At 61.6% G+C, this 23,142-nt stretch carries 19 protein-coding genes; 6 read left to right on the top strand and 13 right to left on the bottom strand.

The features are described 5' to 3' along the window. The first annotated feature begins 56 nt into the window (after window positions 1-56). Window positions 57-725 carry a peptide-methionine (S)-S-oxide reductase MsrA gene (msrA, locus tag QYE47_RS07915; protein WP_014589400.1) on the top strand — a complete coding sequence of 223 codons (669 nt, stop codon included), beginning with the start codon at window positions 57-59 and terminating at the stop codon, window positions 723-725. 3 nt (window positions 726-728) lie between these two features. Continuing rightward, the gene (locus tag QYE47_RS07910) at window positions 729-1,352 is read left to right on the top strand and encodes a glutathione S-transferase (protein WP_019437095.1); all 624 of its coding nucleotides are present in this window, start codon (window positions 729-731) and stop codon (window positions 1,350-1,352) included. A gap of 166 nt (window positions 1,353-1,518) precedes the next feature. Here QYE47_RS07910 and creD read toward each other — a convergent pair whose 3' ends face one another. From creD to QYE47_RS07890, 4 genes are all read right to left on the bottom strand, one after another. Further along, window positions 1,519-2,847 carry a cell envelope integrity protein CreD gene (creD, locus tag QYE47_RS07905; protein ID WP_014589398.1) on the bottom strand — a complete coding sequence of 443 codons (1,329 nt, stop codon included), beginning with the start codon at window positions 2,845-2,847 and terminating at the stop codon, window positions 1,519-1,521. Window positions 2,848-2,954: 107 nt separating this feature from the next. Continuing rightward, entirely contained in the window at window positions 2,955-4,391 is a 1,437-nt protein-coding gene (gene creC / locus QYE47_RS07900; protein WP_014589397.1) for a two-component system sensor histidine kinase CreC, read from the bottom strand. Further along, window positions 4,391-5,071 (bottom strand): two-component system response regulator CreB, encoded by a 681-nt coding sequence (gene creB / locus QYE47_RS07895; protein WP_019437093.1) that lies wholly within the window; start codon window positions 5,069-5,071, stop codon window positions 4,391-4,393. Before creB ends, creC begins: the two co-directional genes overlap by 1 nt. A gap of 147 nt (window positions 5,072-5,218) precedes the next feature. Continuing rightward, window positions 5,219-5,719 (bottom strand): ATP-dependent zinc protease, encoded by a 501-nt coding sequence (locus QYE47_RS07890; protein ID WP_070383361.1) that lies wholly within the window; start codon window positions 5,717-5,719, stop codon window positions 5,219-5,221. A gap of 182 nt (window positions 5,720-5,901) precedes the next feature. Here QYE47_RS07890 and QYE47_RS07885 point away from each other — a divergent pair, with 182 nt between their 5' ends. Together QYE47_RS07885 and QYE47_RS07880 are read left to right on the top strand one after the other, a co-directional pair. Further along, complete coding sequence (locus QYE47_RS07885; RefSeq protein ID WP_014589394.1) at window positions 5,902-6,789, top strand: acyltransferase; 888 nt, start codon at window positions 5,902-5,904, stop codon at window positions 6,787-6,789. Between the two features lie 239 nt (window positions 6,790-7,028). After that, window positions 7,029-8,378 (top strand): APC family permease, encoded by a 1,350-nt coding sequence (locus QYE47_RS07880; protein ID WP_014589393.1) that lies wholly within the window; start codon window positions 7,029-7,031, stop codon window positions 8,376-8,378. 97 nt (window positions 8,379-8,475) lie between these two features. On the opposite strand, the gene QYE47_RS07875 is transcribed toward QYE47_RS07880, so the two are convergent. Further along, window positions 8,476-9,051, bottom strand: a complete 576-nt coding sequence (locus QYE47_RS07875) for a DUF2780 domain-containing protein (RefSeq protein ID WP_014589392.1) — start codon at window positions 9,049-9,051, stop codon at window positions 8,476-8,478. Window positions 9,052-9,549: 498 nt separating this feature from the next. On the opposite strand from QYE47_RS07875, the gene QYE47_RS07870 reads away from it, so the two are divergent. After that, window positions 9,550-10,440: an RHS repeat-associated core domain-containing protein gene (locus QYE47_RS07870; protein WP_081343565.1), complete on the top strand. Its 891-nt coding sequence runs from the start codon at window positions 9,550-9,552 to the stop codon at window positions 10,438-10,440. A 247-nt stretch (window positions 10,441-10,687) separates the two neighbouring features. Here the strand turns inward: QYE47_RS07870 and fdhA are convergent, their stop codons facing one another. From fdhA to QYE47_RS07835, 7 genes are all read right to left on the bottom strand, one after another. Further along, entirely contained in the window at window positions 10,688-11,887 is a 1,200-nt protein-coding gene (gene fdhA, locus QYE47_RS07865; protein ID WP_011953256.1) for a formaldehyde dehydrogenase, glutathione-independent, read from the bottom strand. A 301-nt stretch (window positions 11,888-12,188) separates the two neighbouring features. Next, on the bottom strand, window positions 12,189-13,046 hold the full coding sequence (gene purU, locus QYE47_RS07860; protein ID WP_003255675.1) for a formyltetrahydrofolate deformylase: 858 nt from the start codon (window positions 13,044-13,046) through the stop codon (window positions 12,189-12,191). Window positions 13,047-13,057: 11 nt separating this feature from the next. Then, on the bottom strand, window positions 13,058-13,690 hold the full coding sequence (locus tag QYE47_RS07855; RefSeq protein ID WP_014589391.1) for a sarcosine oxidase subunit gamma: 633 nt from the start codon (window positions 13,688-13,690) through the stop codon (window positions 13,058-13,060). Window positions 13,691-13,859: 169 nt separating this feature from the next. Beyond that, window positions 13,860-16,874, bottom strand: coding sequence for a sarcosine oxidase subunit alpha (locus QYE47_RS07850; RefSeq protein ID WP_014589390.1), 3,015 nt, complete (start codon window positions 16,872-16,874; stop codon window positions 13,860-13,862). Next, window positions 16,871-17,206, bottom strand: coding sequence for a sarcosine oxidase subunit delta (locus QYE47_RS07845; protein WP_010951682.1), 336 nt, complete (start codon window positions 17,204-17,206; stop codon window positions 16,871-16,873). The genes QYE47_RS07850 and QYE47_RS07845 overlap by 4 nt, the downstream gene beginning before the upstream one ends. 14 nt (window positions 17,207-17,220) lie before the next feature. Continuing rightward, on the bottom strand, window positions 17,221-18,471 hold the full coding sequence (locus QYE47_RS07840; RefSeq protein ID WP_003255680.1) for a sarcosine oxidase subunit beta family protein: 1,251 nt from the start codon (window positions 18,469-18,471) through the stop codon (window positions 17,221-17,223). A 15-nt stretch (window positions 18,472-18,486) separates the two neighbouring features. Continuing rightward, complete coding sequence (locus QYE47_RS07835; protein WP_003255681.1) at window positions 18,487-19,740, bottom strand: serine hydroxymethyltransferase; 1,254 nt, start codon at window positions 19,738-19,740, stop codon at window positions 18,487-18,489. Window positions 19,741-20,064: 324 nt separating this feature from the next. Here QYE47_RS07835 and QYE47_RS07830 point away from each other — a divergent pair, with 324 nt between their 5' ends. After that, window positions 20,065-21,105, top strand: a complete 1,041-nt coding sequence (locus QYE47_RS07830; RefSeq protein WP_014589389.1) for a low specificity L-threonine aldolase — start codon at window positions 20,065-20,067, stop codon at window positions 21,103-21,105. 32 nt (window positions 21,106-21,137) lie between these two features. Here the strand turns inward: QYE47_RS07830 and mcpH are convergent, their stop codons facing one another. Then, window positions 21,138-23,075: a methyl-accepting chemotaxis protein McpH gene (gene mcpH / locus QYE47_RS07825; protein WP_014589388.1), complete on the bottom strand. Its 1,938-nt coding sequence runs from the start codon at window positions 23,073-23,075 to the stop codon at window positions 21,138-21,140. Between the last annotated feature and the right edge of the window lie 67 nt (window positions 23,076-23,142).

Raw genomic sequence — 23,142 nt, 5'->3', positions numbered from 1 at the left:
GCATGCCCGCGAAGGCCCAAACCCCTACCCCACTGAATAAACACAGAGGAACGGCCATGGTCCTGCGTTCGGAAATCCTGGTGAACAAAAACGTCATGCCCACTGCGGAACAGGCACTGCCTGGCCGCGACACGCCAATGAGCCTGCCCGAGTTCCACTACGTCTTCAAAGACACCCCACTGCTCGGCCCGTTCTTCGAAGGCGCCATCGACTTCGCCATCTTCGGCCTGGGCTGTTTCTGGGGCGCGGAGCGCCGCTTCTGGCAGCGTGAAGGTGTGGTCAGCACCGTGGTCGGCTACGCCGGCGGCTTCACCCCGCATCCTACTTACGAAGAAGTCTGCTCGGGCCTGACCGGCCACACCGAAGTGGTGCTGGTGGTGTTCGACAAGGACAAGGTCAGCTACCGCGAACTGCTGGCAATGTTCTGGGAGCTGCACAACCCCACCCAAGGCATGCGCCAGGGCAACGACATCGGCACCCAGTACCGCTCGGCCATCTACTGCACCAGCCCGGAACAGCTGGAACAGGCCAAGGCCAGCCGCGACGCCTACCAGGCCGAGCTGAGCAAGGCCGGCTTCGGTGAGATCACCACCGAAATCGACCAGGCACCGACCGTATATTTCGCCGAGGCCTACCACCAGCAGTACCTGGCCAAGAACCCGGACGGCTACTGCGGCATCGGCGGCACCGGCGTGTGCCTGCCACCCAGCCTGCAAGGTAACTGAAGCATGAGCACGATGACCCTGTTCCACTCGCCGTTGTCGCCTTTCGTGCGCAAGGTCATGGTGGTGTTGCACGAGACCGGCCAGCTTGAGCGTGTGCAGCTGCAGCCGGTGAACATCAGCCCGGTGAGCGGCGACCCGCAGCTCAACCTGGACAACCCGATCGGCAAGATCCCAGCCTTGCGCCTGGAAGACGGCACCGTGCTGCATGACAGCCGGGTAATCTGCGAGTACCTCGACATGCAGCACGTTGGCTTGCCGCTGCTGCCACGAGAAGGCTCGGCGCGCTGGCGGCGCATGACCTTGGTCTCACAGGCCGATGCGATCATGGATGCGGCGGTGTCGAGCCGTTATGAGAGCTTCCTGCGGCCAGAAGACAAGCGCTGGGATGGCTGGCTGCAGGCGCAGGGTGACAAGATCCGCCGGAGCCTGGCCAACCTTGAGCAGGAGCACTTGCCGGAGCTGATTTCCGGCTTCGACCTGGCGGCGATTGGCGTGGCCTGTGCGCTGGGCTATCTGGATTTGCGTCAGCCCGGGTTTGGCTGGCGTGAGCGCCAGCCTGGGTTGGCGGCGTGGTATGCCGAGGTGGTCAAGCGGCCATCGATGGTCGCTACAGCGCCAGTGGCCTGACAGGGCCCCTTCGCGGGTAAACCCGCTCCTACAGTTTCTCCACAGTGTTCGCTATCTGTGGTGGGCTTGTGGGAGCGGGCGTGCCCGCGAAGGCCTCACCTCGGTATCACAGGAAACAACAGCCCGATCCTGAGCGCCAACCAGCGCCCGATCTCTCTATCCTCCCTCATGCCGCCCTCCCCACACGCGCCCAGTCCAGCCGCCGGGTCATCACCATGAACACCCCAAGCAAACCGAAACACAACAGCGACCCCATCAGCAGCGCATAGTCTTCGGCACTCAGCAGCCCGTAGAGCAGCGCGTACAACGCCGCCAAACCCGCAGCAAAACCCACCCCTCGCCCCCGGCTGCGCAACACATGGCTCAGGTAGAAGCCGATCAGCAGCACACACGCCGAAGCTGACAACCCATAGGCCAGGCCAAAGCCAATGTGCTCGGACAACGACAACAGCAGCAGATAGAAGAACGCCAGCGCCACGCCCACCAGGATGTACTGCACCGGGTGCACACTCAGGTTCTTCATTACCTCGAACAGGAAAAAGCCGGCAAAGGTCAGGGCAATGAACAACAACGCGTATTTGATTGCCCGCTCACTCTTCAGATATTGGTCCACCGGGTCAACGAAGCTCACGCCGAAGGTGCGTTCACTGAAGTCTGCACACTGCCCACCGACAGCGCACTGGCGCAGGGCGTCTTCAAGGTTGGTAGCAAAGAACGAGGTCTGCCAGTGGGCGCTGAAGCCTTGAGCATCGATCTCGCGGCGGTTGGGCAGGTAACTGCCAACGAAGCTCGGGTGCGGCCAGTTGGCGCGCATGTTCACGCTGCTGGTACGGCCCACGGGTACCACGTGCAACTGGCCGGTACCTTGCAGCGCCAGGTCAAAGCCATAGCTGAACGCTCGCGCCTGTAGCCCGTCCAGCCCCGGCAGGCTGGCGTGCACGCCGCCGCGCATCCAGTCGAGCTGGGTGCCGGGCTCAAACGGCACTTTTTGCTCGTCCATGCTCAGCTCCAGAGCACTTTTGATACCGCGGATATCACTGATGCCCACCACCAGGAACGGCTTGTCGAAGCGGTAGTCGTCAAAGTCCTTGTCGATGCCCCAATGCGCCGGGAGCTTGAAGCGGCCGCTGATACGGCCTTTGGCGTGGAACAACCGCGCCTGGTAGATGCCGCGGGCGCGCAGTTCGGTGTCCACACCCAGGTCGGCGTCGAAGGTTTCCGGCAGGAAGTACAAGTGGCCGGTGATGGTGCTGGTTTCCTGGGTACGCGCACCGTCCTTTTCGATCCAGCGGCGCTGGTACTTGCGGTACGGTACCACCAGCAACGGGCCGCTGAGTTGCTGATCGAAGCTGGTGCTCTGGGCGATATCACGCAGCACGCCGTCGCGCATGGCCTGGCGGTCGTCAATCAGGCCGTTGATCAGCAGTAACGGGATGAGCAACAGCAACATCAGCATGGCGATCATGCCGAGTTTGAAACCGAGGGTCTTGTTCATGTGGCCTCCTGTGGCAGTGGGCGCAGTGTCTGCGCCTTGCGTGGAGGCTTTGTGGAGCGCGTGTGTGATTTACGTGTATTTGGGGTTGCTGTGCAGCCCCGGCTATCTCAGCTAATGCGCCGCAGCGGCAGCCATAACCGCACCCGTACCCCGCCATCGACGTTGTCCACCGCCAAGGCCCCGCCGTGCAGCTGCATCACCTCGGCCACGAAGTTCAGCCCCAGCCCGGTGCTCTTGCGCCCGCTCCCGGGCCGCGGCAGCGAGTAAAACCGCTCGCTGACCCGCCCGATGGCATAGGCCGGTATCGCTTGCCCCTGGTTGAACACACTCAACGCCACGCGTTCGCCAGCGCGCTCCAGGTCGAACAGCAGCGTGCCCCCTTCCGGGGTGAAGTCCAGTGCGTTGTCGAGCAGGTTGGCCAACGCCTGGCGCATCAGGAACGGATCGCAAAGCAAACGCAAAGTGGCAGGCACCCGCTGACGTACCTGCAAACCGGCGCCTTCGATACGCGCCGCATGGGCCAGCAGCAACTCATCGACCAACGCCGCCAGCGCCACCTGCTGCTCGTCCTCCAGCGCCTGCATCTGTTCGACCCTGGCCAGGTTGAGCAGCCGCTCGATCATCTGCTGCAAACGCTCGCTCTCGCGCTCGATATTGCCGGCAAAGCGCGCCCGCTGATCAGCGGGCATGTCCTCGCCCTGCAACAGCTCGGAAGCACCACGGATGGCCGCCAGCGGGCTTTTCAGCTCGTGAGTCAGGGTGTGCACGTAGCGCTCGACATAGGCCTTGCCTTCCAGCTGGGTGCGCATGCGCTCCACTGCCTGTGCCAGGTTCGCCAGCTCGCCGCCCTTGTAATGCGGAAGCTCCGCACGCTCACCTTCGCTGACCGCCTGCGCATAACCTGCCAACTTGCGCAGCGAGCGCGCAAGCCACCACGACAGAGCCGCGCCGATCAGCAAGCCCAGGCCGATCAGCCCCAGCCCCAGGGTGAGCAGGCGTCGCTCGGAGCGGTCGATGTAGGGTTGCAATGAGCTATTGGGCTTGGCGACGGTGACAACGCCGATGATCTTGCCGTTGTCGATGATCGGCGCGCCAACGTGCATCACCGAGGTGCTTTCGTCGTTGGGGTCGCTGCGGGTAGAGCGGGCGCCATACTGGCCACGCAGGGTCAGCAGCACGTCATTCCACTGCGAGTAATCCTTGCCCAGGGCCTCGCCGCTGGAGTCCAGCAACACGATGCCCTTGGCGTCAGTGACGTAGATGCGGTGGCTGACCTGGTTCTTGGCCAGCCCCCAGATCTGTGCGCCCGGGCTGCGCGAGCCGTAGGCCTCGAGCACCTCGGGCAGGCGGCCCTGGTTCAGGGTGCCGGCCTTGACGTCATCCCGCAGGATTTCTGCCAGCAGGTTGGCAGTGTCTACCAATGTTTCTTCGGAAGATTGGCGCACTACCGGGCGAATCTGTTCGCGTACGGTATTGAGCAAGAAGTAACCGGCCAAACCGACGAACAGGAAGTACACCAGGAAGATGCGAATACCCAAGCGCATCAGGCGTGCTCCGGGCTATAGCTGTAACCGAGGCCGCGATGGGTCTGGATCGGCTCGGCATCACCCGCTACCTGGCGCAGTTTGGCGCGCAGGCTCTTGATATGGCTGTCGATGGTGCGCTCATAGCCCACGTCGGAGGCCACGCCCAAAGCGTCGAGCAGCTGTTCGCGGCTGAACACCCGCTGCGGTTGTTCGAGCAGGCATTGCAGCAGGCGGAACTCATGCCGGGTCAGCGTGAGCGGCTGGCTGCGGTAGGTAATCTGCATGCGCAGGGTGTCGAGCTGGAACAAGGTGGTTCCGCCGGCAGCCTCGGCCCTCGGGGCCATGCGTTTGAGGATCGCCCGAACGCGCGCTGCCACTTCACGAGGGCTGAAAGGTTTTACTACGTAGTCGTCGGCACCGATTTCCAGGCCCACTACGCGGTCGATTTCACCGTCCCGGGCGCTGAGAAACATCACCGGCACCTCGGTGAACCGTCGCAGCTGGCGACAGGTTTCGAAGCCGCTGATGTCGGGCAGGCCGATGTCGAGGATGACCAGGTCGGCCGGGCGCTGGCGCTGCTGGTCGAGGGCGGCACTGCCCAGGGTTACCCACTCGGTGCTGTGACCGTCGGCCTGCAGGGCGTAGACCAGGGTGTCGGCGATGGCAGCTTCGTCTTCGACGATGAGGATATGGGGCATGGCGTCCGGCCTTGCGGTTTTGAAGGTTGGCACATCTCAGTGTAGGAGCGGGCTTGCCCGCGAACACCGGCGAAGCCGGTGCCTGACACCACATTATGTGTGTTCGCGGGCAAGCCCGCTCCTACATTGTATGGCGCACGCTTCAGATCAGCAGCCTGGCTTGCCAGCAGTGAACTTCTTCGCCGGGTTGACCGCCGCCTTGAACTCGCGCAGCGCCTTGGAACCCACCAGCAGCGGGTAATTGAAGCTGCTGCGGTCCACCAGATTCACCTCGACGGTGCGCTTCACATCCCCCAGGCACAACTCCAGGTCGACCACCGGGCGCTTGGAGACCTCTGGCGCATCCCCTTCGTCCTCTTCATCGGCACGGCCCTTGATCTTGCTGATGCGCGAGACCTTGTGCTCGTACACCTTGCCGTCCGAGTCCTTGGTCGCCAGGCGGAAGCGCACCCACTCGTCGCCATCGCGGGTGAACAGCTCGATATCCTTGGCCGACAGCGACGCGGTGAAGGCGCCGGTGTCCATCTTGGCTTTCAGGGTTTCGCCCAGCTCGGGCAGGGCGATGTTTTCGTAACGGCCGTAGAGGGTGGGCTCGGCGGCCATTACCGGCAGCGCCAACAATGACAACAGGGCTAGCAGTGGTTTCACAGGCAGGCTTCCTTGAAAAGGGTCAGTGCTTAGACTGCACTGGCAAGATAGGTTCGCTTTCACAAGACTAAACAACATAACGTGAAACATTTGTTCCCGCCGCCGGGCATTGGACATTTGGCGTAGACGACCGCCCTGCTTATCATTGCCAACCGTTTATCTCCCACAACAAGAGTCTTTTTATGCGTCGCCTGCTGACCGGCATTCTCACTACCACCCTGCTGCTGCTCAACACCGTGGTGTTGATCTGCCCGCTGCTGGTCTTCGCCCTGCTCAAGCTGGTGTTGCCGGGCCGTGGCCGCGACTACGCGTCGTGGGCGGTGATGTGGGTGGCCGAAACCTGGTCGGAAATCGACAAAGCCATCTTCGCCCTGTGCATCCCTACCCAGTGGGACATCCGCGGTGTGGAAAACCTGCGCAAGGACACCTCGTACCTGGCCGTGAGCAACCACCAGACCTGGGTCGACATCCCGGCGTTGATCGAAAGCCTCAACCGCCGTACACCGTTCTTCAAGTTCTTCCTGAAAAAGGAACTGATCTGGGTACCGTTGCTGGGCCTGGCCTGGTGGGGGCTGGATTACCCGTTCATGAAGCGCTACAGCAAGGCGTTTCTGGAAAAGCACCCGGAGCTCAAGGGCAAGGACCTGGAAATCACCAAGGCGGCCTGCGAGCTGTTCAAGCGCCAGCCGGTGACCGTGGTCAATTACCTGGAGGGCACCCGGTTTACCGAAGCCAAGCGCCAGGAGCAGCAGTCGCCGTATCGCTACCTGCTCAAGCCCAAGGCGGGTGGTGTGGCGTTTGTGCTCGCGGCATTGGGCGAACAGCTGGATGCCCTGCTGGATGTGACCATCGTGTACCCCGGTAATAAGGCGCCGGGGTTCTGGGACCTGCTCAATGGCAGCATTAGCCGGGTGATTATCGACATTCAGGTGCGGGAGCTGGACCCGGCGTTGTGGGCGGGGGATTACGAGAATGATCCTGAGTTCAGGCAGACGGTACAGGCCTGGGTGAACCAGTTGTGGGTGGCGAAGGACCAGCGGATCGAGCAGCTGCGGGCGGAGATGGGCTAACACCTCTGCCGCCTGAACTGGCCCATTCGCGGGTGAACCCGCTCCTACAACCGCTACATTCAGGCATGCGCTGCCCCTTGTAGGAGCGGGTTCACCCGCGAAGAGGCCGGACCTGCCATAGCCAGAATCCGATCAAAACCCAGGCTAATAATCAGCATAAGGATTACTTTTTTGTCTTCCACCACCTAAGTGGATAAAAATCGACCACAGCACAACTACAAAAATGCCTGGATCGATCAATGGCCAACCCACCCAGCTCTAACCCCGCCCAGCTTCGCCGTGTTCTCGGCCTCCCCGCCCTGGTGTTCTTCGGCCTGGTGTACATGGTCCCGCTGACCATTTTCACCACCTACGGCATCGTCACCGAACTTACCGGTGGCCGCACCGCCGGCGCCTACCTGGTCACCCTGGTGGCCATGCTGTTCACCGCCGCGTCCTACAGCTTCATGGTCAAGCGCTTCCCGGTCGCGGGCTCGGCCTATTCCTACACCAACATGGCCTTCGGCCCCAATGTCGGCTTCCTGGCCGGCTGGTCGCTGTTGCTGGATTACCTGTTCCTGCCGATGATCAACTACCTGCTGATCGGCCTGTTTCTCAACATTGCGTTCCCCGCAGTGCCTGCCTGGGCCTTCGTGCTCGCATGCATCGCTTTGGTGACAGTGCTGAACGTGGTCGGTATCAACTCGGTGGCCAAGACCAGCAACCTGATCGTCGGCGCGCAGATCGTGTTCATTGGCGTGTTTGTCGCGCTGTCCTGCCAGACATTGGCTGGCCAGCCGCTCGACCTGCTGTCGCCGCTAATCGGCGATGGCAGCAAACCTGGCTTTGGCCACCTGATGGCTGGTGCAGCGGTGTTGTGCTTGTCGTTCCTGGGCTTCGACGCCGTATCGACCCTGGCCGAAGAATGCCGCGACGCACGCCGCGACGTGCCACGGGCGATCATCCTCACCACCCTGTTCGCCGGGTTGCTGTTCACCGTGCTGGCTTACGTCAGCCAGTTGGTGCTGCCAGGCAGCAGCTTCGCCAATGCCGATGCAGCGGCCAACGAAGTGATGTTCAAGGCTGGCGGGCAGTTTCTCACCAACTTCTTCACCGCTGCTTATGTGGCGGGCAGCCTGGGTTCGGCGCTGGCCTCGCAGGCCGCGGTGTCGCGTATCCTGTTCACCATGGGGCGTGACAACGTGCTGCCACGGCGCAGCTTTGGTTACCTGTCGCCGCGCTTTGGTACGCCGGTGTTCGCCATTGCGCTGGTGTCGGCGTTCTCGCTGCTGGCGTTGGTCATCGACCTGTCTACCCTCGCCTCGCTGATCAGCTTTGGTGCGCTGGTGGCGTTTTCGGCGGTGAACCTGACGGTGGTGAAAACGCACCTGATGGATGATGCCTCGCAGCGCAACTTCATAGGCCTGCTGAGCTATGGTCTGGTGCCGCTGGTAGGGCTGGGGTTGACCTTGTGGCTGTGGACCAGCCTGTCGGCGCTGACGCTGGTGATTGGCCTGTGCTGGTTTGCCTTGGGCCTTGCGTACCTGGCAGTTCTGACAGCAGGCTTCCGCCGCCCCGTCCGCCTGGTGGATTTCTCCGAAGCTGTCTGACCAGATGCAATTTCGCTTTTGTGGGGGCAGCCCTTTCGCGACGCAGGGCCGCCCCTACAGCGCTCAGCTCATGGCTTGAGGGCTGTCGCTAGAATCCTCAGACCGAAGGCTGGGCCAATGGCGCTGGGGTAGTCCACAAACTCCCCAGATTCTGCAACAACGACCCGGCAATGCCCTGCTGCCCCAGATACTGCAGAATCAGTGGCGCAAACTGCCCGATCATCCCGGTATCCATCCCCAGCGCCTTGAACGCATTGTCCAGGTCGCTACGGTTTTCCACGTTGTTGCCCAGTGCGTTGCTCAGCGCTGACTGGCTCTCGCTGTTCTTGCCGAGCAAATCCCCCAAACCACTCAACCCGCCCAGCGCATTTGCACCGGCCAGCAGGTCCAGGCCCGGCACCGCCTTGGTCAGTTGCCCATAGTCATCGCTGCTAAGGTTGTTGCGCGCCAGCCCCAGCATGGCTCCTGCTCCGCCTACCGCCTGTTCGGGGGTGATGTTCAGCTGGCTGCCCAGGGTGTTGAGCAGATTGGCCTGCGCTTCGGGTGCCTGTACCTGGCCCTGCTGTTGCTGGTTCTGCATGGCGGACACGGCATTGGCGGCGTCGCTGAGGTTGAAGGCGAACACCGGGCTTGCAGCCAGGGTCATCAGGGTTGCCAGGGTGAATGCTTTCATCGGGAGGGACCTCGTTGGCCGGGATGGCCGGGAAACAAGGCATTCGACTGAATGTTTGGAGATTCGTTCCAAGCCTCCTGCTCTTGTCCCTCCTGGAAACCGCACGTTAATGCTCCGCTGCACCCAGCAATCTGGGAGTGTTCAAAGCACCATCTGCGACCTATATACCTATTCTGCATACCTATCATTTTTGCCAGTAGCCTGGCTATTGATTCTTGGTTAATCCTGTTGCGGTAGCGACCAGCAATGCTCGACTAACGGGAGTGACCCGTGAAAAGCACATATAAGCCTCTTTTCTATTTTATCCGGACGGCAGGATCTTCATCGTGATCCTAGGAGTAAAGCATGCATAAGACGGCGGCTGTACGTTTATTCCTCACGCTCCAGTACTCCAATCGAGGTGAGGACACCTGCTATTTTCACTACTAGCCGCACAGACAATCATCGAGATGCTACCACTGAAACAGGTAAACCGGCGCTCGAAAAAGGAGCCACCACATGAAACAACAAACACCCACTCAATTTTTTTACAACAAACAAAATCTAAGCACTTTAACAACTGAACCTCACACAACTACCCTTTTCCGCACGACGGACTTAGCGCTAGGCGAACTAGGCCCTGAAAAAAAGGTGTTCTTGGCAGTGAATGATAGCAGCTCCGTGCTAGAAGCTGGCAAGATCAACGAAACCCAAAAAAACTCTTATTCAGCTTATGGCTACAATTCCGCCCCAGCCTCAGCGCTAGGATTTAATGGTGAATACCTGGATCATTTTCTTGAGAACTATATACTGGGGAGCTATCGAACATTTAGCCCGGGTTTGATGCGCTTCTGCTCACCGGATAGTTATAGCCCATTTGATAAAGGTGGAATTAACGCTTATGTATACTGCCTAGGCGACCCTATAAACAGAATCGATCCATCAGGCCACATGGGGCTTATAAAGTTTTTAACGGGAGGTTACAGTCGCAAGACTTTAATATCACGTTTTTCCTCCGTGGTGAGACCCCTCAAAACGCTTGGGCAGGCGAAAGATCTATCACTAAGCCAAAACGAATATAGCGCCGCTAAAAAGATGGTCAACGCCGAAGTGGACTTTTTCACCGGGAAGGTCGAAAAGTACAAAGCAAAGACTGCGGCCAACTACGATAGAAAGACAGTTGCCCAGAACTCTTACGAAGACGAATTAAAGTATGCGCAATATACAGAACACCTGGAAAACATCACGATAATTAGAGATGACTTATATAGCTTCACCGAAGGGACAGTTGATGGTAAAACTCGACTCTTCACAAAAGCTAACCAGACAAAATATCTGGAACTACTTTTCAATGAGCCTAACACTACGTCCTCTCCAGATACCCTCTCCAAGGGAGGCACTCGAAGGTAATGCAGAGACGTGCAATAGTAAATTAAATTCTGAGCCTATAATGCGGCTCCGCCCCCTTTCCAATTGCCTGCATCCGTTACCGGTTGTACTTAATGGTTAGAGCCTGGCCGGTTTGCAAGCTTTGCGAGTTGGCGGAGCTCAAGCCAAAGCGGATATCGGCTCCAGGTAGGAGCAGAGGCTTTGAAATCTGACATTCAGCCTAGAAAAAGCCCCTCAAATTGAGGGGCTCTTGTCAGACAACTGCTTTTTACGCCGCACCCCACATCTTGTGCGGGTCAATCACAAACTTCTTAGGCACACCCGCATCAAACTCGCCATACCCTTCCGGCGCCTGATCCAGGTTGATCACCTGCACACCCACCACTTCAGCAATGTTGATGCGATCCCACATGATCGCCTGCATCAGCTGGCGGTTGTATTTCATGGTCGGGGTCTGGCCGGTGTGGAAGCTGTGCGACTTGGCCCAGCCCAGGCCAAAGCGGATGCTCAGCGCGCCGATCTTGGCTGCAGCATCCACCGCGCCTGGGTCTTCGGTTACGTACAGGCCCGGGATACCGATGTTGCCGGCCACGCGGGTCACTTGCATCAGCGAGTTAAGCACGGTGGCCGGGGCCTCGTGCTTGGCACCTTCATGGCCGTGGCCACGGGCCTCGAAGCCTACGGCGTCGACAGCGCAGTCCACTTCCGGCTCGCCGAGGATGTCGACGATCTGCTCGTGCAGCGGGGTGTCCTTGGACAGGTCGACCACTTCGAAGCCTTGCGACTTGGCGTGGGCCAGGCGGGCCGGGTTGAGGTCACCGACGATTACGCAGGCGGCGCCCAGCAGGCGCGCCGAGGCAGCGGCGGCCAGGCCGACCGGGCCGGCACCGGCAACGTAGACAGTGCTGCCTGGGCCTACGCCTGCCGTTACGGCACCGTGGTAGCCGGTGGGCAGGATGTCGGACAGGCAGGTCAGGTCACGGATCTTTTCCATGGCCTTGTCGCGCTCAGGCAGCTTCAGCAGGTTGAAGTCGGCGTATGGCACCAGCACGTATTCGGCCTGGCCACCGGTCCAGTCGCCCATGTCGACGTAGCCGTAGGCACCGCCGGCGCGGGCCGGGTTGACGGTGAGGCAGACACCAGTATGCATCTCTTTGCAGGAACGGCAGCGGCCGCAGGCGACGTTGAACGGTACCGATACCAGGTCGCCGATCTGCATGCGCTCGACGTCGCGGCCCTTCTCGACGATTTCACCGGTGATTTCGTGGCCCAGGACCAGGCCGACCTGGGCAGTGGTGCGGCCACGGACCATGTGCTGGTCAGAACCGCAGATGTTGGTGGAGACCACCTTCAGGATGACGCCGTGTTCGATTTTCTTGCCGCGCGGGTCCTGCATTTTCGGGTAGTCGATGTGTTGCACTTCGACCTTGCCGGCGCCGAGATATACCACTCCACGATTGCCAGACATTGCTTGTACCTCGCTTGATTATTATTTATGCAGCGTTGGTTGAAGCGCCGCCATCCGTGGGCGGCATGTACTACTGGAATGCAGGGAATTGTGGGCCGGATAGGGCCGGACGCACTGACTGGAAGCGACAGGGAGATGCCTTTTAGCGGCAGGGTTGTCGTTGGGGAATATGGGCAAACAGAGGGGCGGCCTGTGCGGGCCTCTTCGCGGCTAAAGCCGCTCCTACGGGGACCGCACCCATCCAAGGGCTGTGCAGTACCTGTAGGAGCGGCTTTAGCCGCGAAGAGGCCGGTACCGGTTATTACAGAACGACAGTCCGGTTGGCGTTCAGGAACACCCGCCGCTCGATGTGATAACCCACCGCGCGCGCCAATGTCAGGCATTCGATATCCCGCCCTTTGGCAATCAGGTCTTCGGGATAGTGGCTGTGATCCACCACCTCGACACCCTGGGCAATGATCGGCCCTTCATCCAGGTCGTTGTTGATGTAGTGCGCCGTGGCACCGACCATTTTCACGCCCTTGTTGTACGCCTGGTGATAAGGCTTGGCGCCCTTGAAACCCGGCAACAGCGAGTGGTGAATATTGATCGCCCAACCATCCAGACGGCGGCAAAGCTCGGGCGACAGTACCTGCATATAGCGGGCAAGAATGACCAGCTCAGCACCAGTCTCCTCGATCACCTGCAGCACCTTGCGCTCTTGCCCGGGCTTGTCCTTGGGGTCGAGGGCGAAGTGGTAATAAGGAATCTTGTGCCAATGCGCCAAGGGTTCGAGGTCCGGGTGGTTCGACACCACCGCGACCACATCCATACCCAGTTGCCCAATACGCTGGCGATACAGCAGGTCATTCAGGCAATGGTCGGCCTTGGACACCATTATCACCACCTTGGGGCGGTGGTTGGGTGCGGTCAGCTCGAAAGCCATGCCGAACGCTTCGCTGCGCTCGGCGAGGCCGGCCCGGAAGCCCGCCTCGTCGAAATCGTCCGGCTGACGGAACTCGACGCGAATGAAGAAGCGTCCCGACTGCCGGTCATCGAAGGAGTGGTGCTCCGTCACGTAGCAGCGTTGCTCGAAGAGGTAACGCGTCACCACGTCGACGGTGCCGAGCATGCTCGGGCAGTCGGCGGTGAGAATCCAGGTATCCGGTGCCCGACTCATGTTCTTGCTCCTTAGGCTTCGATGCTCAGGCCGTATTCGGCAGAAGCGTCCTGCAGCCACAGCCACCAGTAATCGGCGAAGCTGCGGCGAATCACCAGCTCCCAGGTGTCTTCTGCAGTGCGGCGGATCACCAGTTGCGACTTGGCGAACACGGTGCCCACGGCCTTGCCCACCGGGAAGTTGTTTGGGTGAACATCATAGCTGGTGGACTTCATCAGCACGTCGCGCACGTTCGGGCCGCGCAGTTCCAGCAGGCTTTGCCCGCCACTGACATTGACGACCTGAATGTGCTGGCCTTCAAGGGCCGCGCGCAGCTTTTGCTCGACTGCCAGCTCCTGACCGCCGGGCACGATCAGCAACCACTCGTCGGGGCCGACCCATTGCAGCGACATGTCCTTGTTGGCGACCACGGTCAGCGCCACGGGCAGCTCCAGGCCAAGGGCCTTGTGCACGCCGGCGGCGAATTCCGGGTTGTGGCCATCACCGCGCAGGGTGAGGTGGCCGAGGAACTTGCGTTCACGCAGGGTCACGCCTGCGTTCTTGCGGCCTTTGCCTACCAGGCTGGCCAGGTCGGCATGGTGCAGTGGCGACTGGGCTTTGGCCTCGGCGCCGGGGTTTTGCTGGAAGACGTTGATAGCGCTCATTTCTTACCTGCCTTGAATTCTGGATTCGACCACGATGCCTGCGGGAGGCGGCCATCCTGTGGGAGCGGGCATGCCCGCGAATGCGATGTTGAATTCACCGCCCTCTTCGCGGGCACGCCCGCTCCCACAGAGACCTCATTCCACGCCTGACACCGGTTGGACCGGGGCCTTAGACGTTCTGCCGCTCACCCTTCGGATCGAAGAACACCGAAGACACGATTTCCGCCTCGATCACGCTGCCATCCGCCTGCGGCGAGTAGACACGCTCGCCCATGCGCTTGAGGCCGCCTTTGACCACACCCATGGCGAACGAGTAGCCCAGGGAGTTGGACGCGTAGCTGGAGGTGACGTGGCCGACCATGTCCATCGGGATCGGCTGTTTCGGGTCGAACACCAGTTGGGCGCCTTCCGGCAGCCACTGGGTCGGGTCGACCGGCTTCAGGCCCACCAGCTGCTTGCGGTTCTCACGTACGCAGTCTTCGCGGTTCATGCCACGCAGGCCGATCCACGAGAACGGCTTGTTGCGGCCAACGCACCAGCTCATGTTCAGGTCGTCCGGGTTCATCGAACCATCGGTGTCCTGGCCAACGATGATGAAGCCCTTCTCTGCACGCAGTACGTGCATGGTCTCGGTGCCGTACGGGGTCAGGTTGTACTTCTTGCCGGCCTCGATGATCTGTTCCAGCACGCCCATGGCGTAGTTGGCCTGCACGTTCACTTCGTACGACAGCTCGCCGGTGAACGAGATACGGAACACGCGGGCCGGCACGCCACCGACGTTGCCTTCCTTCCAGGTCATGAACGGGAAGGCTTCCTTGTCCATGTCGATGTCGGTCAGCTCGCTCAGCAGCTTGCGGCTGTTAGGGCCGGACAGGGTCATGGTGGCCCAGTGGTCGGTGACCGAAGTGAAGTACACCTTCAGCTCTGGCCATTCGGTCTGGTGATACAGCTCCATCCACTGCAGCACGCGAGCAGCGCCGCCGGTGGTGGTGGTCATGATGAAGTGGTTGTCGCCGACGCAGGCGGTTACGCCGTCGTCGAAGACCATGCCGTCTTCCTTGCACATCAGGCCGTAGCGGGCCTTGCCCACGTCGAGCTTGGTCCAGGCGTTGGTGTAGATGCGGTTGAGGAATTCGCGCGCGTCCGGGCCCTGGATATCGATCTTGCCCAGGGTCGAGGCGTCCAGCAGGCCCACGCTGTCGCGCACGGCCTTGCATTCACGCGTGACGGCAGCATGGATGTCTTCGCCGGCTTTCGGGAAGTACCACGGGCGCTTCCACTGGCCGACGTCTTCGAACTCGGCGCCGTTCTTCACGTGCCAGGCATGCAGGGCAGTGAAGCGCACGGGCTCGAACAGGTGACCACAGTGACGGCCCGCTACCGCGCCGAAAGTGACCGGCGTGTAGTTGGGGCGGAACATGGTGGTGCCCATTTCCGGGATGGTGATGCCGATCGAACGGGCGGCGATGGCCAGGCCGTTGATGTTGCCCAATTTGCCCTGGTCGGTACCGAAGCCCAGTGCGGTGTAGCGCTTCACGTGCTCGACCGACTCGAAGCCTTCACGGGTGGCCAGCTCGATGCCGGCGGCGGTCACGTCGTTCTGCTGGTCGACGAACTGTTTCGGCCCCTTGGTGCCTTTGTCGTGCGGCACCAGGAACAGTGCCACGGTGGCCTCTTCCTTGCGCGCCACGGTTTTTGGCAGGGTGCCGACAGTGGCCTTGAAACCGGCCTCGGTGGCTGCGCGAACGCCGCCTTCGAAGCCATCGGCAATCACATCGCCCAAGGCATACACGCCGTTGATACCACCGACGCACTCGCGCTTTTGCGGGGCATCGCCCGGCACGAAGCCAAGGATATCGTCACGCCATACCGGGCGACCGCCCAGGTGCGAAGCCAAGTGCACGATCGGGCTGTAACCGCCCGAGGACGCGATCAGGTCGCACTCGAGGATTTCGCCTGGGCTAGTGACTTTGTGCGCCTGCACATCGATCGCTGCCACACGGGCACCCGTGACGTGCTTGCTGCCTTTTGCCTCGATCACGGCGCTGGAGGTGAGGATGCGAATACCTTTGGCACGCGCTTCTTCAACCAGCGAGCCACGTGGGTTGTGGCGGGCGTCGGCGATGGCGACCACTTGCAGGCCTGCGTCGTGCCAGTCCAGCGCGGCGCGATAAGCATGGTCGTTGTTGGTAGACAGTACCAGCTTGCGACCCGGCGCCACGCCATAGCGGCGAACATAGGTGGAAACAGCACCGGCCAGCATGTTGCCCGGCACGTCGTTGTTGCCATACACCAGCGGGCGCTCGTGGGCGCCAGCAGCCAGTACCACGCGCTTGGCGCGAACGCGGTGCACGCGGTGGCGAACCTGGCCAATCGGGGCGCGGTCGCCGAGGTGGTCGGTGAGGCGCTCGTGAATGGTCAGGAAGTTATGGTCGTGGTAGCCGTTGACCGTGGCACGTGGCAGCAGGGTCACTTCCGGCAGGCCTTCCAGCTCTTTGACCACGGCGTTGACCCAGTCGGCAGCAGGCTTGCCGTCGAGGGTTTCGCGGGTGTCGAGCAGGCTGCCGCCGAACTCTTCCTGCTCGTCAGCCAGGATCACGCGGGCACCGCTGCGCGCAGCAGCCAGTGCGGCAGCCAGGCCAGCAGGGCCGGCGCCGACGATCAGCACGTCGCAGTGCCGGTTCATGTAGTCGTAGCTGTCAGGGTCGTTCTGCAGCGGCGCACGGCCCAGGCCGGCGGCTTTACGGATGTACTTCTCGTAAGTCATCCAGAACGATTTGGGGTACATGAAGGTTTTGTAGTAGAAGCCCGGCGGCATCATGCTGCCGCCAACCTTGCCGAGGATGCCCATGACGTCGTTGTTGACGTTCGGCCAGCCGTTGGTGCTGGTGGCGACAAGGCCCGCGTACAGTGCCTGTTGGGTGGCGCGCACGTTGGGGATCTGGGTAGCTTCGCTGGAGCCGATCTGCAGGATGGCGTTCGGCTCTTCGGTACCGGCGGCGATGATGCCGCGCGGGCGCGAGTACTTGAAGCTACGGCCGACAATGTCGACGCCGTTGGCCAGCAACGCGGCGGCCAGGCTGTCACCGGCATAACCCTGGTAGGTTTTGCCGTTGAAGGTGAAGTTCAGGACCTTGCTGCGGTCGATACGGCCGCCGCTGGCGAGGCGATAGGTCTGGCTCATACTTTTTCCCCTTGGCCTTTGACGGTCGACGCGGCGCTGGTGGCTTTGCCGCTGGCGGTCACTTGCGGCTTCTCGCCAATCTTGTAGGTTTCCAGAATTTCGTAGGTCACGGTGTCACGGGTGACGTTGAAGTACTGGCGGCAGCCGGCAACGTGGTCCCACAGTTCATGGTGAATACCGCGCGGGTTGTCACGGTAGAACATGTAGGTACCCCACTCTTCGTCGGAGCAGGCGTTAGGGTCCAGCGGGCGGGCGATGTGCGCCTGGCCAGAGGCGTGGAACTCTTCTTCGGAGCGCAGCTCGCCGCAGTGGGGACAGAAAATATGCAACATGACGGTGTCTCCGGTTAGTGGGCGACGGCGGCGGCGCCGTGTTCGTCGATCAGTGCGCCGTTGTAGAAACGGTCCATGGAGAACGGCGCGGCCAGTGGGTGCATTTCGCCCTTGGCCAGGCTCGCGGCAAAGACGTTGCCCGAGCCCGGGGTCGCCTTGAAGCCGCCAGTACCCCAACCGCAGTTGAAGAACATGTTCTTGACCGGGGTTTTGGTGATGATCGGGCAGGCGTCCGGCGAGGTGTCTACGATGCCGCCCCACTGGCGGTTCATGCGAACACGCGACAGGTTGGGGAACATCTCGACGATGGCCTGCAGGGTGTGCTCGATCACCGGGTACGAACCGCGCTGGCCGTAGCCGACCCAGCCGTCGATACCGGCACCGATCACCAGGTCGCCCTTGTCGGACTGGCTGATGTAGCCGTGTACGGCGTTGGACATGATCACGCTGTCGATGATCGGCTTGATCGGCTCGGATACCAGTGCTTGCAGCGGGTGCGATTCCAGCGGCAGGCGGAAGCCGGCCAGCTTGGCCATGTGCCCGGAGTTACCGGCGGTGACCACGCCGACGCGCTTGGCGCCGATGAAGCCCTTGTTGGTTTCCACACCGATGACCGCGCCGTTTTCCTTGCGGAAGCCGATCACTTCGGTTTGCTGGATCAGGTCGACGCCCAGGGCGTCGGCAGCGCGGGCGAAGCCCCAGGCCACGGCATCGTGACGGGCAACGCCGCCACGGCGCTGTACGGTGGCGCCGAGGATCGGGTAGCGGGTGTTCTTCGAGCAGTCCAGGTACGGGATTTCGGCCGCAACCTGGGCAGTGTTCAGCAGCTCGCCATCCACGCCGTTGAGGCGGTTGGCGCTGACCCGACGCTCGGAGTCACGCATGTCCTGCAGGGTGTGGCACAGGTTGTAAACACCGCGCTGGGAGAACATCACGTTGTAGTTGAGGTCCTGGGACAGGCCCTCCCACAGCTTCATGGCGTGCTCGTACAGGTGCGCCGACTCGTCCCACAGGTAGTTGGAACGCACGATGGTGGTGTTACGGGCGGTGTTGCCGCCGCCCAGGTAGCCCTTCTCGATCACGGCAACGTTGGTGATGCCGTGCTCTTTGGCCAGGTAGTAGGCCGTGGCCAGGCCATGGCCGCCACCGCCGACAATGACCACGTCGTAAACCTTTTTAGGGGTTGGCGTGCGCCACATGCGCTGCCAGTTTTCGTGGTGGCTGAGGGAGTGCTTGAAAAGGCCGAAGCCCGAGTAACGTTGCATGGTGTGTGACTCCACTCAGCGGTAGACAGGGAAATCTGCGCACAGGGCCGCGACGTTCTTCGCCACATCGGCTTCGACGTCTGCGTCACCGAGGTTGTCGAGGATGTCGCAAATCCAGCCAGCCAAGGCCACGCACTGGGCGACCTTGAAGCCGCGGGTGGTGACGGCCGGAGTGCCGATACGCAGGCCCGAAGTGACGAACGGCGACTGCGGGTCGTTCGGCACGGCGTTCTTGTTGACGGTGATATGCGCACGACCCAGGGCGGCGTCGGCGTCTTTGCCAGTCAGGCCCTGACGGATCAGGCTGACCAGGAACAGGTGGTTGTCGGTGCCACCGGAAACCACATCGTAGCCACGGTCAATGAACACCTGGGCCATGGCCTGGGCGTTCTCGATCACTTGCTGCTGGTATGCCTTGAATCCAGGCTCCAGCGCTTCCTTGAAGCACACCGCCTTGGCAGCGATCACGTGCATCAGCGGGCCACCCTGGGCACCCGGGAATACAGCGGCGTTCAGCTTTTTCTCGATCTCTTCGTTCGACTTGGCCAGGATCAGGCCGCCACGCGGACCGCGCAGGGTCTTGTGGGTAGTGGTGGTGACCACGTCGGCGAACGGGATCGGGTTCGGGTACAGGCCAGCGGCAACCAGGCCGGCAACGTGGGCCATGTCGACGAACAGCAGTGCGCCCACCTTGTCGGCGATGGCGCGGAAGCGTGGGAAGTCGAGGGTCTTGGAGTAGGCCGAGAAACCGGCAACGATCATTTTCGGCTTGTGCTCGACCGCCAGGCGCTCGACTTCGTCATAGTCGATCAGGCCGGTGTTGGTGTCGATGCCGTACTGGACTGCGTTGTACAGTTTGCCCGAGGACGACACTTTGGCGCCGTGGGTCAGGTGGCCACCGTGGGCCAGGCTCATGCCCAGGATGGTGTCACCGGCTTGCAGCAGGGCCAGGTAGACCGCGCCGTTGGCCGACGAGCCGGAGTGCGGCTGGACGTTTGCGTAGTCGGCACCGAACAGCTGCTTGGCGCGCTCGATGGCCAGGGCTTCTACCTTGTCTACGTGCTCGCAGCCACCGTAGTAACGCTTGCCAGGGTAGCCTTCGGCGTACTTGTTGGTCAGGCCGCTGCCTTGGGCCTGCATGACGCGCTTGCTGGTGTAGTTCTCCGAGGCGATCAGCTCGATGTGATCTTCCTGGCGCTGTTCTTCGGCATTCATCGCCGCCAGCAGTGCATCGTCGTAACCCTGGATCTGGTCTTGCTTGCTGAACATTGTGTATCTCCCGGCAGCGATCGTTTTTTGTCGTGGGGCACTGTGGCCCTTTGTGGCGATGTTATGACTGGCGGGGTCAGGTCAGATGCCTGCGCACGCCTTGCAATGGCGCGTTTACGACATTCTCTTTGTGCCGCCCATGCGGGCCACTTCGCGGGCGCGCCCGCTCCCACAGTGATTGGCGTTTGCAGGACCATTGTGGGAACGGGCGTGCCCGCGAAGAGGCCGGCACAGTAATGAACAGAAATCGCTGCACGGGTTGTATAGGCAAGTGCTGAATCGATGGTTTAGAGTGCTGATCTGCGTCGTTCACAGGACCGTGCCATGACAGACAAGAGCCAACAATTCGCCAGCGACAATTATTCCGGCATCTGCCCCGAAGCCTGGGCGGCGATGGAGAAAGCCAACCGCGGCCACGACCGCGCCTACGGCGACGACCAGTGGACCGAGCGTGCATCGGAGTACTTCCGCAATCTGTTCGAAACCGACTGCGAAGTGTTCTTCGCCTTCAACGGCACCGCGGCCAACTCCCTGGCCCTGGCATCGCTGTGCCAGAGCTATCACAGCGTGATCTGCTCCGAGACCGCCCACGTCGAAACCGACGAATGCGGTGCACCGGAGTTTTTCTCCAACGGCTCCAAGCTGCTGACCGCGGCCAGCGTCAACGGCAAGCTGACGCCACAGTCGATCCGCGAAGTGGCGCTCAAACGCCAGGATATCCACTACCCCAAGCCGCGGGTGGTGACCATTACCCAGGCTACCGAAGTGGGCACGGTGTACCGCCCCGACGAGCTGAAGGCGATCAGCGCCACCTGCAAGGAGCTGGGCCTGAACCTGCACATGGACGGCGCACGCTTTACCAATGCCTGTGCGTTCCTGGGCTGCAGCCCGGCAGAACTGACCTGGAAGGCCGGTGTGGATGTGCTGTGCTTTGGCGGCACCAAGAACGGCATGGCGGTGGGCGAGGCGATTCTGTTCTTCAACCGCCAGCTGGCCGAAGACTTCGATTATCGCTGCAAGCAGGCCGGGCAACTGGCGTCGAAAATGCGCTTTCTGTCGGCGCCATGGGTCGGGCTGCTGGAAGATGGCGCCTGGTTACGCCATGGCAACCACGCCAATCATTGCGCGCAACTGCTGGCATCGCTGGTCAGTGACCTGCCGGGAGTAGAGCTGATGTTCCCGGTGGAGGCCAACGGGGTGTTCCTGCAAATGCCAGAGCACGCCATCGAGGCGCTGCGGGGCAAGGGCTGGCGCTTCTATACCTTTATCGGCAGCGGTGGCGCGCGCTTCATGTGCTCTTGGGATACCGAAGAAGCGCGGGTGCGTGAGCTGGCGGCGGATATCCGCACGATCATTGGGGGCTGAGCGAGTGCCGGGCCGCCTTGCGGCCCGGCGATCTAGAGCCTGAACCCACCCATCTGCCGCGCCAGGTCATCAGCCAACCCACGCAACGCCTGGCACTCCTCGCGGCACCCTCGAACCTCCGCCGCCGTCTCACGCGCCAAATCGGAAATCCCCTGCACCGTGCGGTTGATTTCCTCGGTCACCGCCGACTGCTCCTCGGTAGCCGTGGCCACCTGATGGTTCATGTCGCTGATGTGCTCCACCTGGTCAGTAATCGCGCTCAGCGATGCCCCGGTGCGCTGGCTCGACTCCACGCCACTGCCGGTCGCCTGCTGCCCTGCCTGCATTGAACTCACCGCCGAACCTGCACCCAGCTTCAGGCGCTGGATCATCTGCTGCACTTCATCGGTGGACAGTTGTGTGCGCCGGGCCAGCGTACGTACTTCATCGGCCACCACAGCAAACCCGCGCCCCATCTCCCCTGCCCGCGCGGCCTCGATGGCAGCGTTCAGAGCGAGCAGGTTGGTTTGCTCGGAAATGCTGCGGATTACCGCGAGCACTTCATCGACCGAGGCGACTTCGTCGGCCAGCTGGCTGACCGCATCGGCCGCCTTGCCAATGTCGCCCGACATGCCCTCGATGCCACGAATGGATCGTTGCACCACCTCGCGGGCCTGCAACGCCTCGTCTCGTGCCGACTGGGACGCCTGGGCCGCATCGCCGGCATTGCGGGCGATGTCCTGCACGGTCAGGCCCATCTCGTGTACAGCAGTGGCGACCATCTCGGTCATCTCCTGCTGGCGCCCTGAACGCTCGGCGGTGTTGTCCACCACCTGGGTTACCTGCTCCACGGCCCGCCGCAGCCGCTCGGAGGTACTCAACACCTCGCCGATCAGGCTGCGTTGGCTGTCCAGAAAGCGGTTGAAACCACGTGCCAGGTCACCCAGCTCATCCTGACGCGTATCGTCCAGCCGATGGCTGAGATCACCCGCCCCACCGCCAATCTGAACCAATGCGGCGGTAACGCGGCGGATCGGCCGCACCAGGCCACGCGCCAGCAGTACCACCAACAGCAGTGACACCAACGCTACGGCGCCACCGATCAGGCTGGTCAGCCAGACGGCCTGATGCATTTGCGCGTAAATTTCTGACTCTGGCACTTCGGCCACAAGGGTCCAGTTGAGGTCGCGCAGCGGCAGGCCGAGCGCCAGGTAGCGCTCACCGTCACGGCTAAAGCGGCTGCTACGCAGGCTCTCGTCTCCGGTCATGACGCCTTTGGCTGCGTCCGCGCCAAGCTGCTCGGCAAGCTGGCGCTTGCCACTGAAAGCAGCATCGGGATGCACCTGGATCAGGCCATCGTTGCGCACCAGGAATACCTTGCCGTGCTCGCCAAAGCTGAAGTCGTGGATCAGCTTCGATAACTCGGTCATGCGCAAGCCCATGCCGGCCACACCCACCAGCTTGCCTTCCTTTTCCACGCGATAGTCGATGAACAGAGCCAGTTCGCCGGTGGCACCATCGATGTCGATGTTGATGAACCGTTCGGCGCCGCTGTCGATGTAACCGTAAAACCACTTGTCCTTGGGGTTGCTGCGGCTGAGGGTGCGGTCCAGGCCGTTCTCGTTGTAGTAGTGGCCGGTTTCAGTCGAGGCAAACAGCGTAGTAAAGGCGTGGTTGCGTTGTTTGGCGGCGGTCAGGTATTCGATGAATTGGGGTACCTGTGCGGGATCTTCACCGGCAGCAAGCCAGTCGCGCAGCAGGGTGTTACCGGCAATGTCCGCGGCAGCGACCAACGGTTGGCCCAGCATGCGCTCGATGTCGTTGCGGATAGCCTCGATGCTGGCTGGCAGGGCAGTGTCGACCAGGTAGCGGTCGGTGAGGCGATTGAGCGCCACGGTGAAGATAATGACCACCACCAGGATGCTCGCCAGCAGGGCAGCGCCCATGCTGGTGATCAATTGCAACTGGATGCTCTTACGCCAGATACGCATGCCCCTACTCCCCGCACATTATTGTTTTGCGGAAAGTGTATACACTTGCGTATCCAGTTAATCCAGT

This window comes from Pseudomonas sp. 2,4-D (genome assembly GCF_030418155.1).
In the GTDB taxonomy this organism is placed as follows: Bacteria; Pseudomonadota; Gammaproteobacteria; order Pseudomonadales; family Pseudomonadaceae; genus Aquipseudomonas; species Aquipseudomonas alloputida.
The sequence above is the reverse complement of the archived record's forward strand: the minus strand, read 5'-3'. Positions and strand labels throughout refer to the sequence as shown.

Bases quoted from the DNA above. Each gene is read 5' to 3' on its own strand.
- msrA (WP_014589400.1), top strand. From the start codon at position 57: ATGGTCCTGCGTTCGGAAATCCTGGTGAACAAAAACGTCATGCCCACT.
- QYE47_RS07910 (WP_019437095.1), top strand. From the start codon at position 729: ATGAGCACGATGACCCTGTTCCACTCGCCGTTGTCGCCTTTCGTGCGC.
- creD (WP_014589398.1), bottom strand. From the start codon at position 2,847: ATGAACAAGACCCTCGGTTTCAAACTCGGCATGATCGCCATGCTGATG.
- creC (WP_014589397.1), bottom strand. From the start codon at position 4,391: ATGCGCTTGGGTATTCGCATCTTCCTGGTGTACTTCCTGTTCGTCGGT.
- creB (WP_019437093.1), bottom strand. From the start codon at position 5,071: ATGCCCCATATCCTCATCGTCGAAGACGAAGCTGCCATCGCCGACACC.
- QYE47_RS07885 (WP_014589394.1), top strand. From the start codon at position 5,902: ATGCGTCGCCTGCTGACCGGCATTCTCACTACCACCCTGCTGCTGCTC.
- QYE47_RS07880 (WP_014589393.1), top strand. From the start codon at position 7,029: ATGGCCAACCCACCCAGCTCTAACCCCGCCCAGCTTCGCCGTGTTCTC.
- QYE47_RS07875 (WP_014589392.1), bottom strand. From the start codon at position 9,051: ATGAAAGCATTCACCCTGGCAACCCTGATGACCCTGGCTGCAAGCCCG.
- QYE47_RS07870 (WP_081343565.1), top strand. From the start codon at position 9,550: ATGAAACAACAAACACCCACTCAATTTTTTTACAACAAACAAAATCTA.
- fdhA (WP_011953256.1), bottom strand. From the start codon at position 11,887: ATGTCTGGCAATCGTGGAGTGGTATATCTCGGCGCCGGCAAGGTCGAA.
- purU (WP_003255675.1), bottom strand. From the start codon at position 13,046: ATGAGTCGGGCACCGGATACCTGGATTCTCACCGCCGACTGCCCGAGC.
- QYE47_RS07855 (WP_014589391.1), bottom strand. From the start codon at position 13,690: ATGAGCGCTATCAACGTCTTCCAGCAAAACCCCGGCGCCGAGGCCAAA.
- QYE47_RS07850 (WP_014589390.1), bottom strand. From the start codon at position 16,874: ATGAGCCAGACCTATCGCCTCGCCAGCGGCGGCCGTATCGACCGCAGC.
- QYE47_RS07845 (WP_010951682.1), bottom strand. From the start codon at position 17,206: ATGTTGCATATTTTCTGTCCCCACTGCGGCGAGCTGCGCTCCGAAGAA.
- QYE47_RS07840 (WP_003255680.1), bottom strand. From the start codon at position 18,471: ATGCAACGTTACTCGGGCTTCGGCCTTTTCAAGCACTCCCTCAGCCAC.
- QYE47_RS07835 (WP_003255681.1), bottom strand. From the start codon at position 19,740: ATGTTCAGCAAGCAAGACCAGATCCAGGGTTACGACGATGCACTGCTG.
- QYE47_RS07830 (WP_014589389.1), top strand. From the start codon at position 20,065: ATGACAGACAAGAGCCAACAATTCGCCAGCGACAATTATTCCGGCATC.
- mcpH (WP_014589388.1), bottom strand. From the start codon at position 23,075: ATGCGTATCTGGCGTAAGAGCATCCAGTTGCAATTGATCACCAGCATG.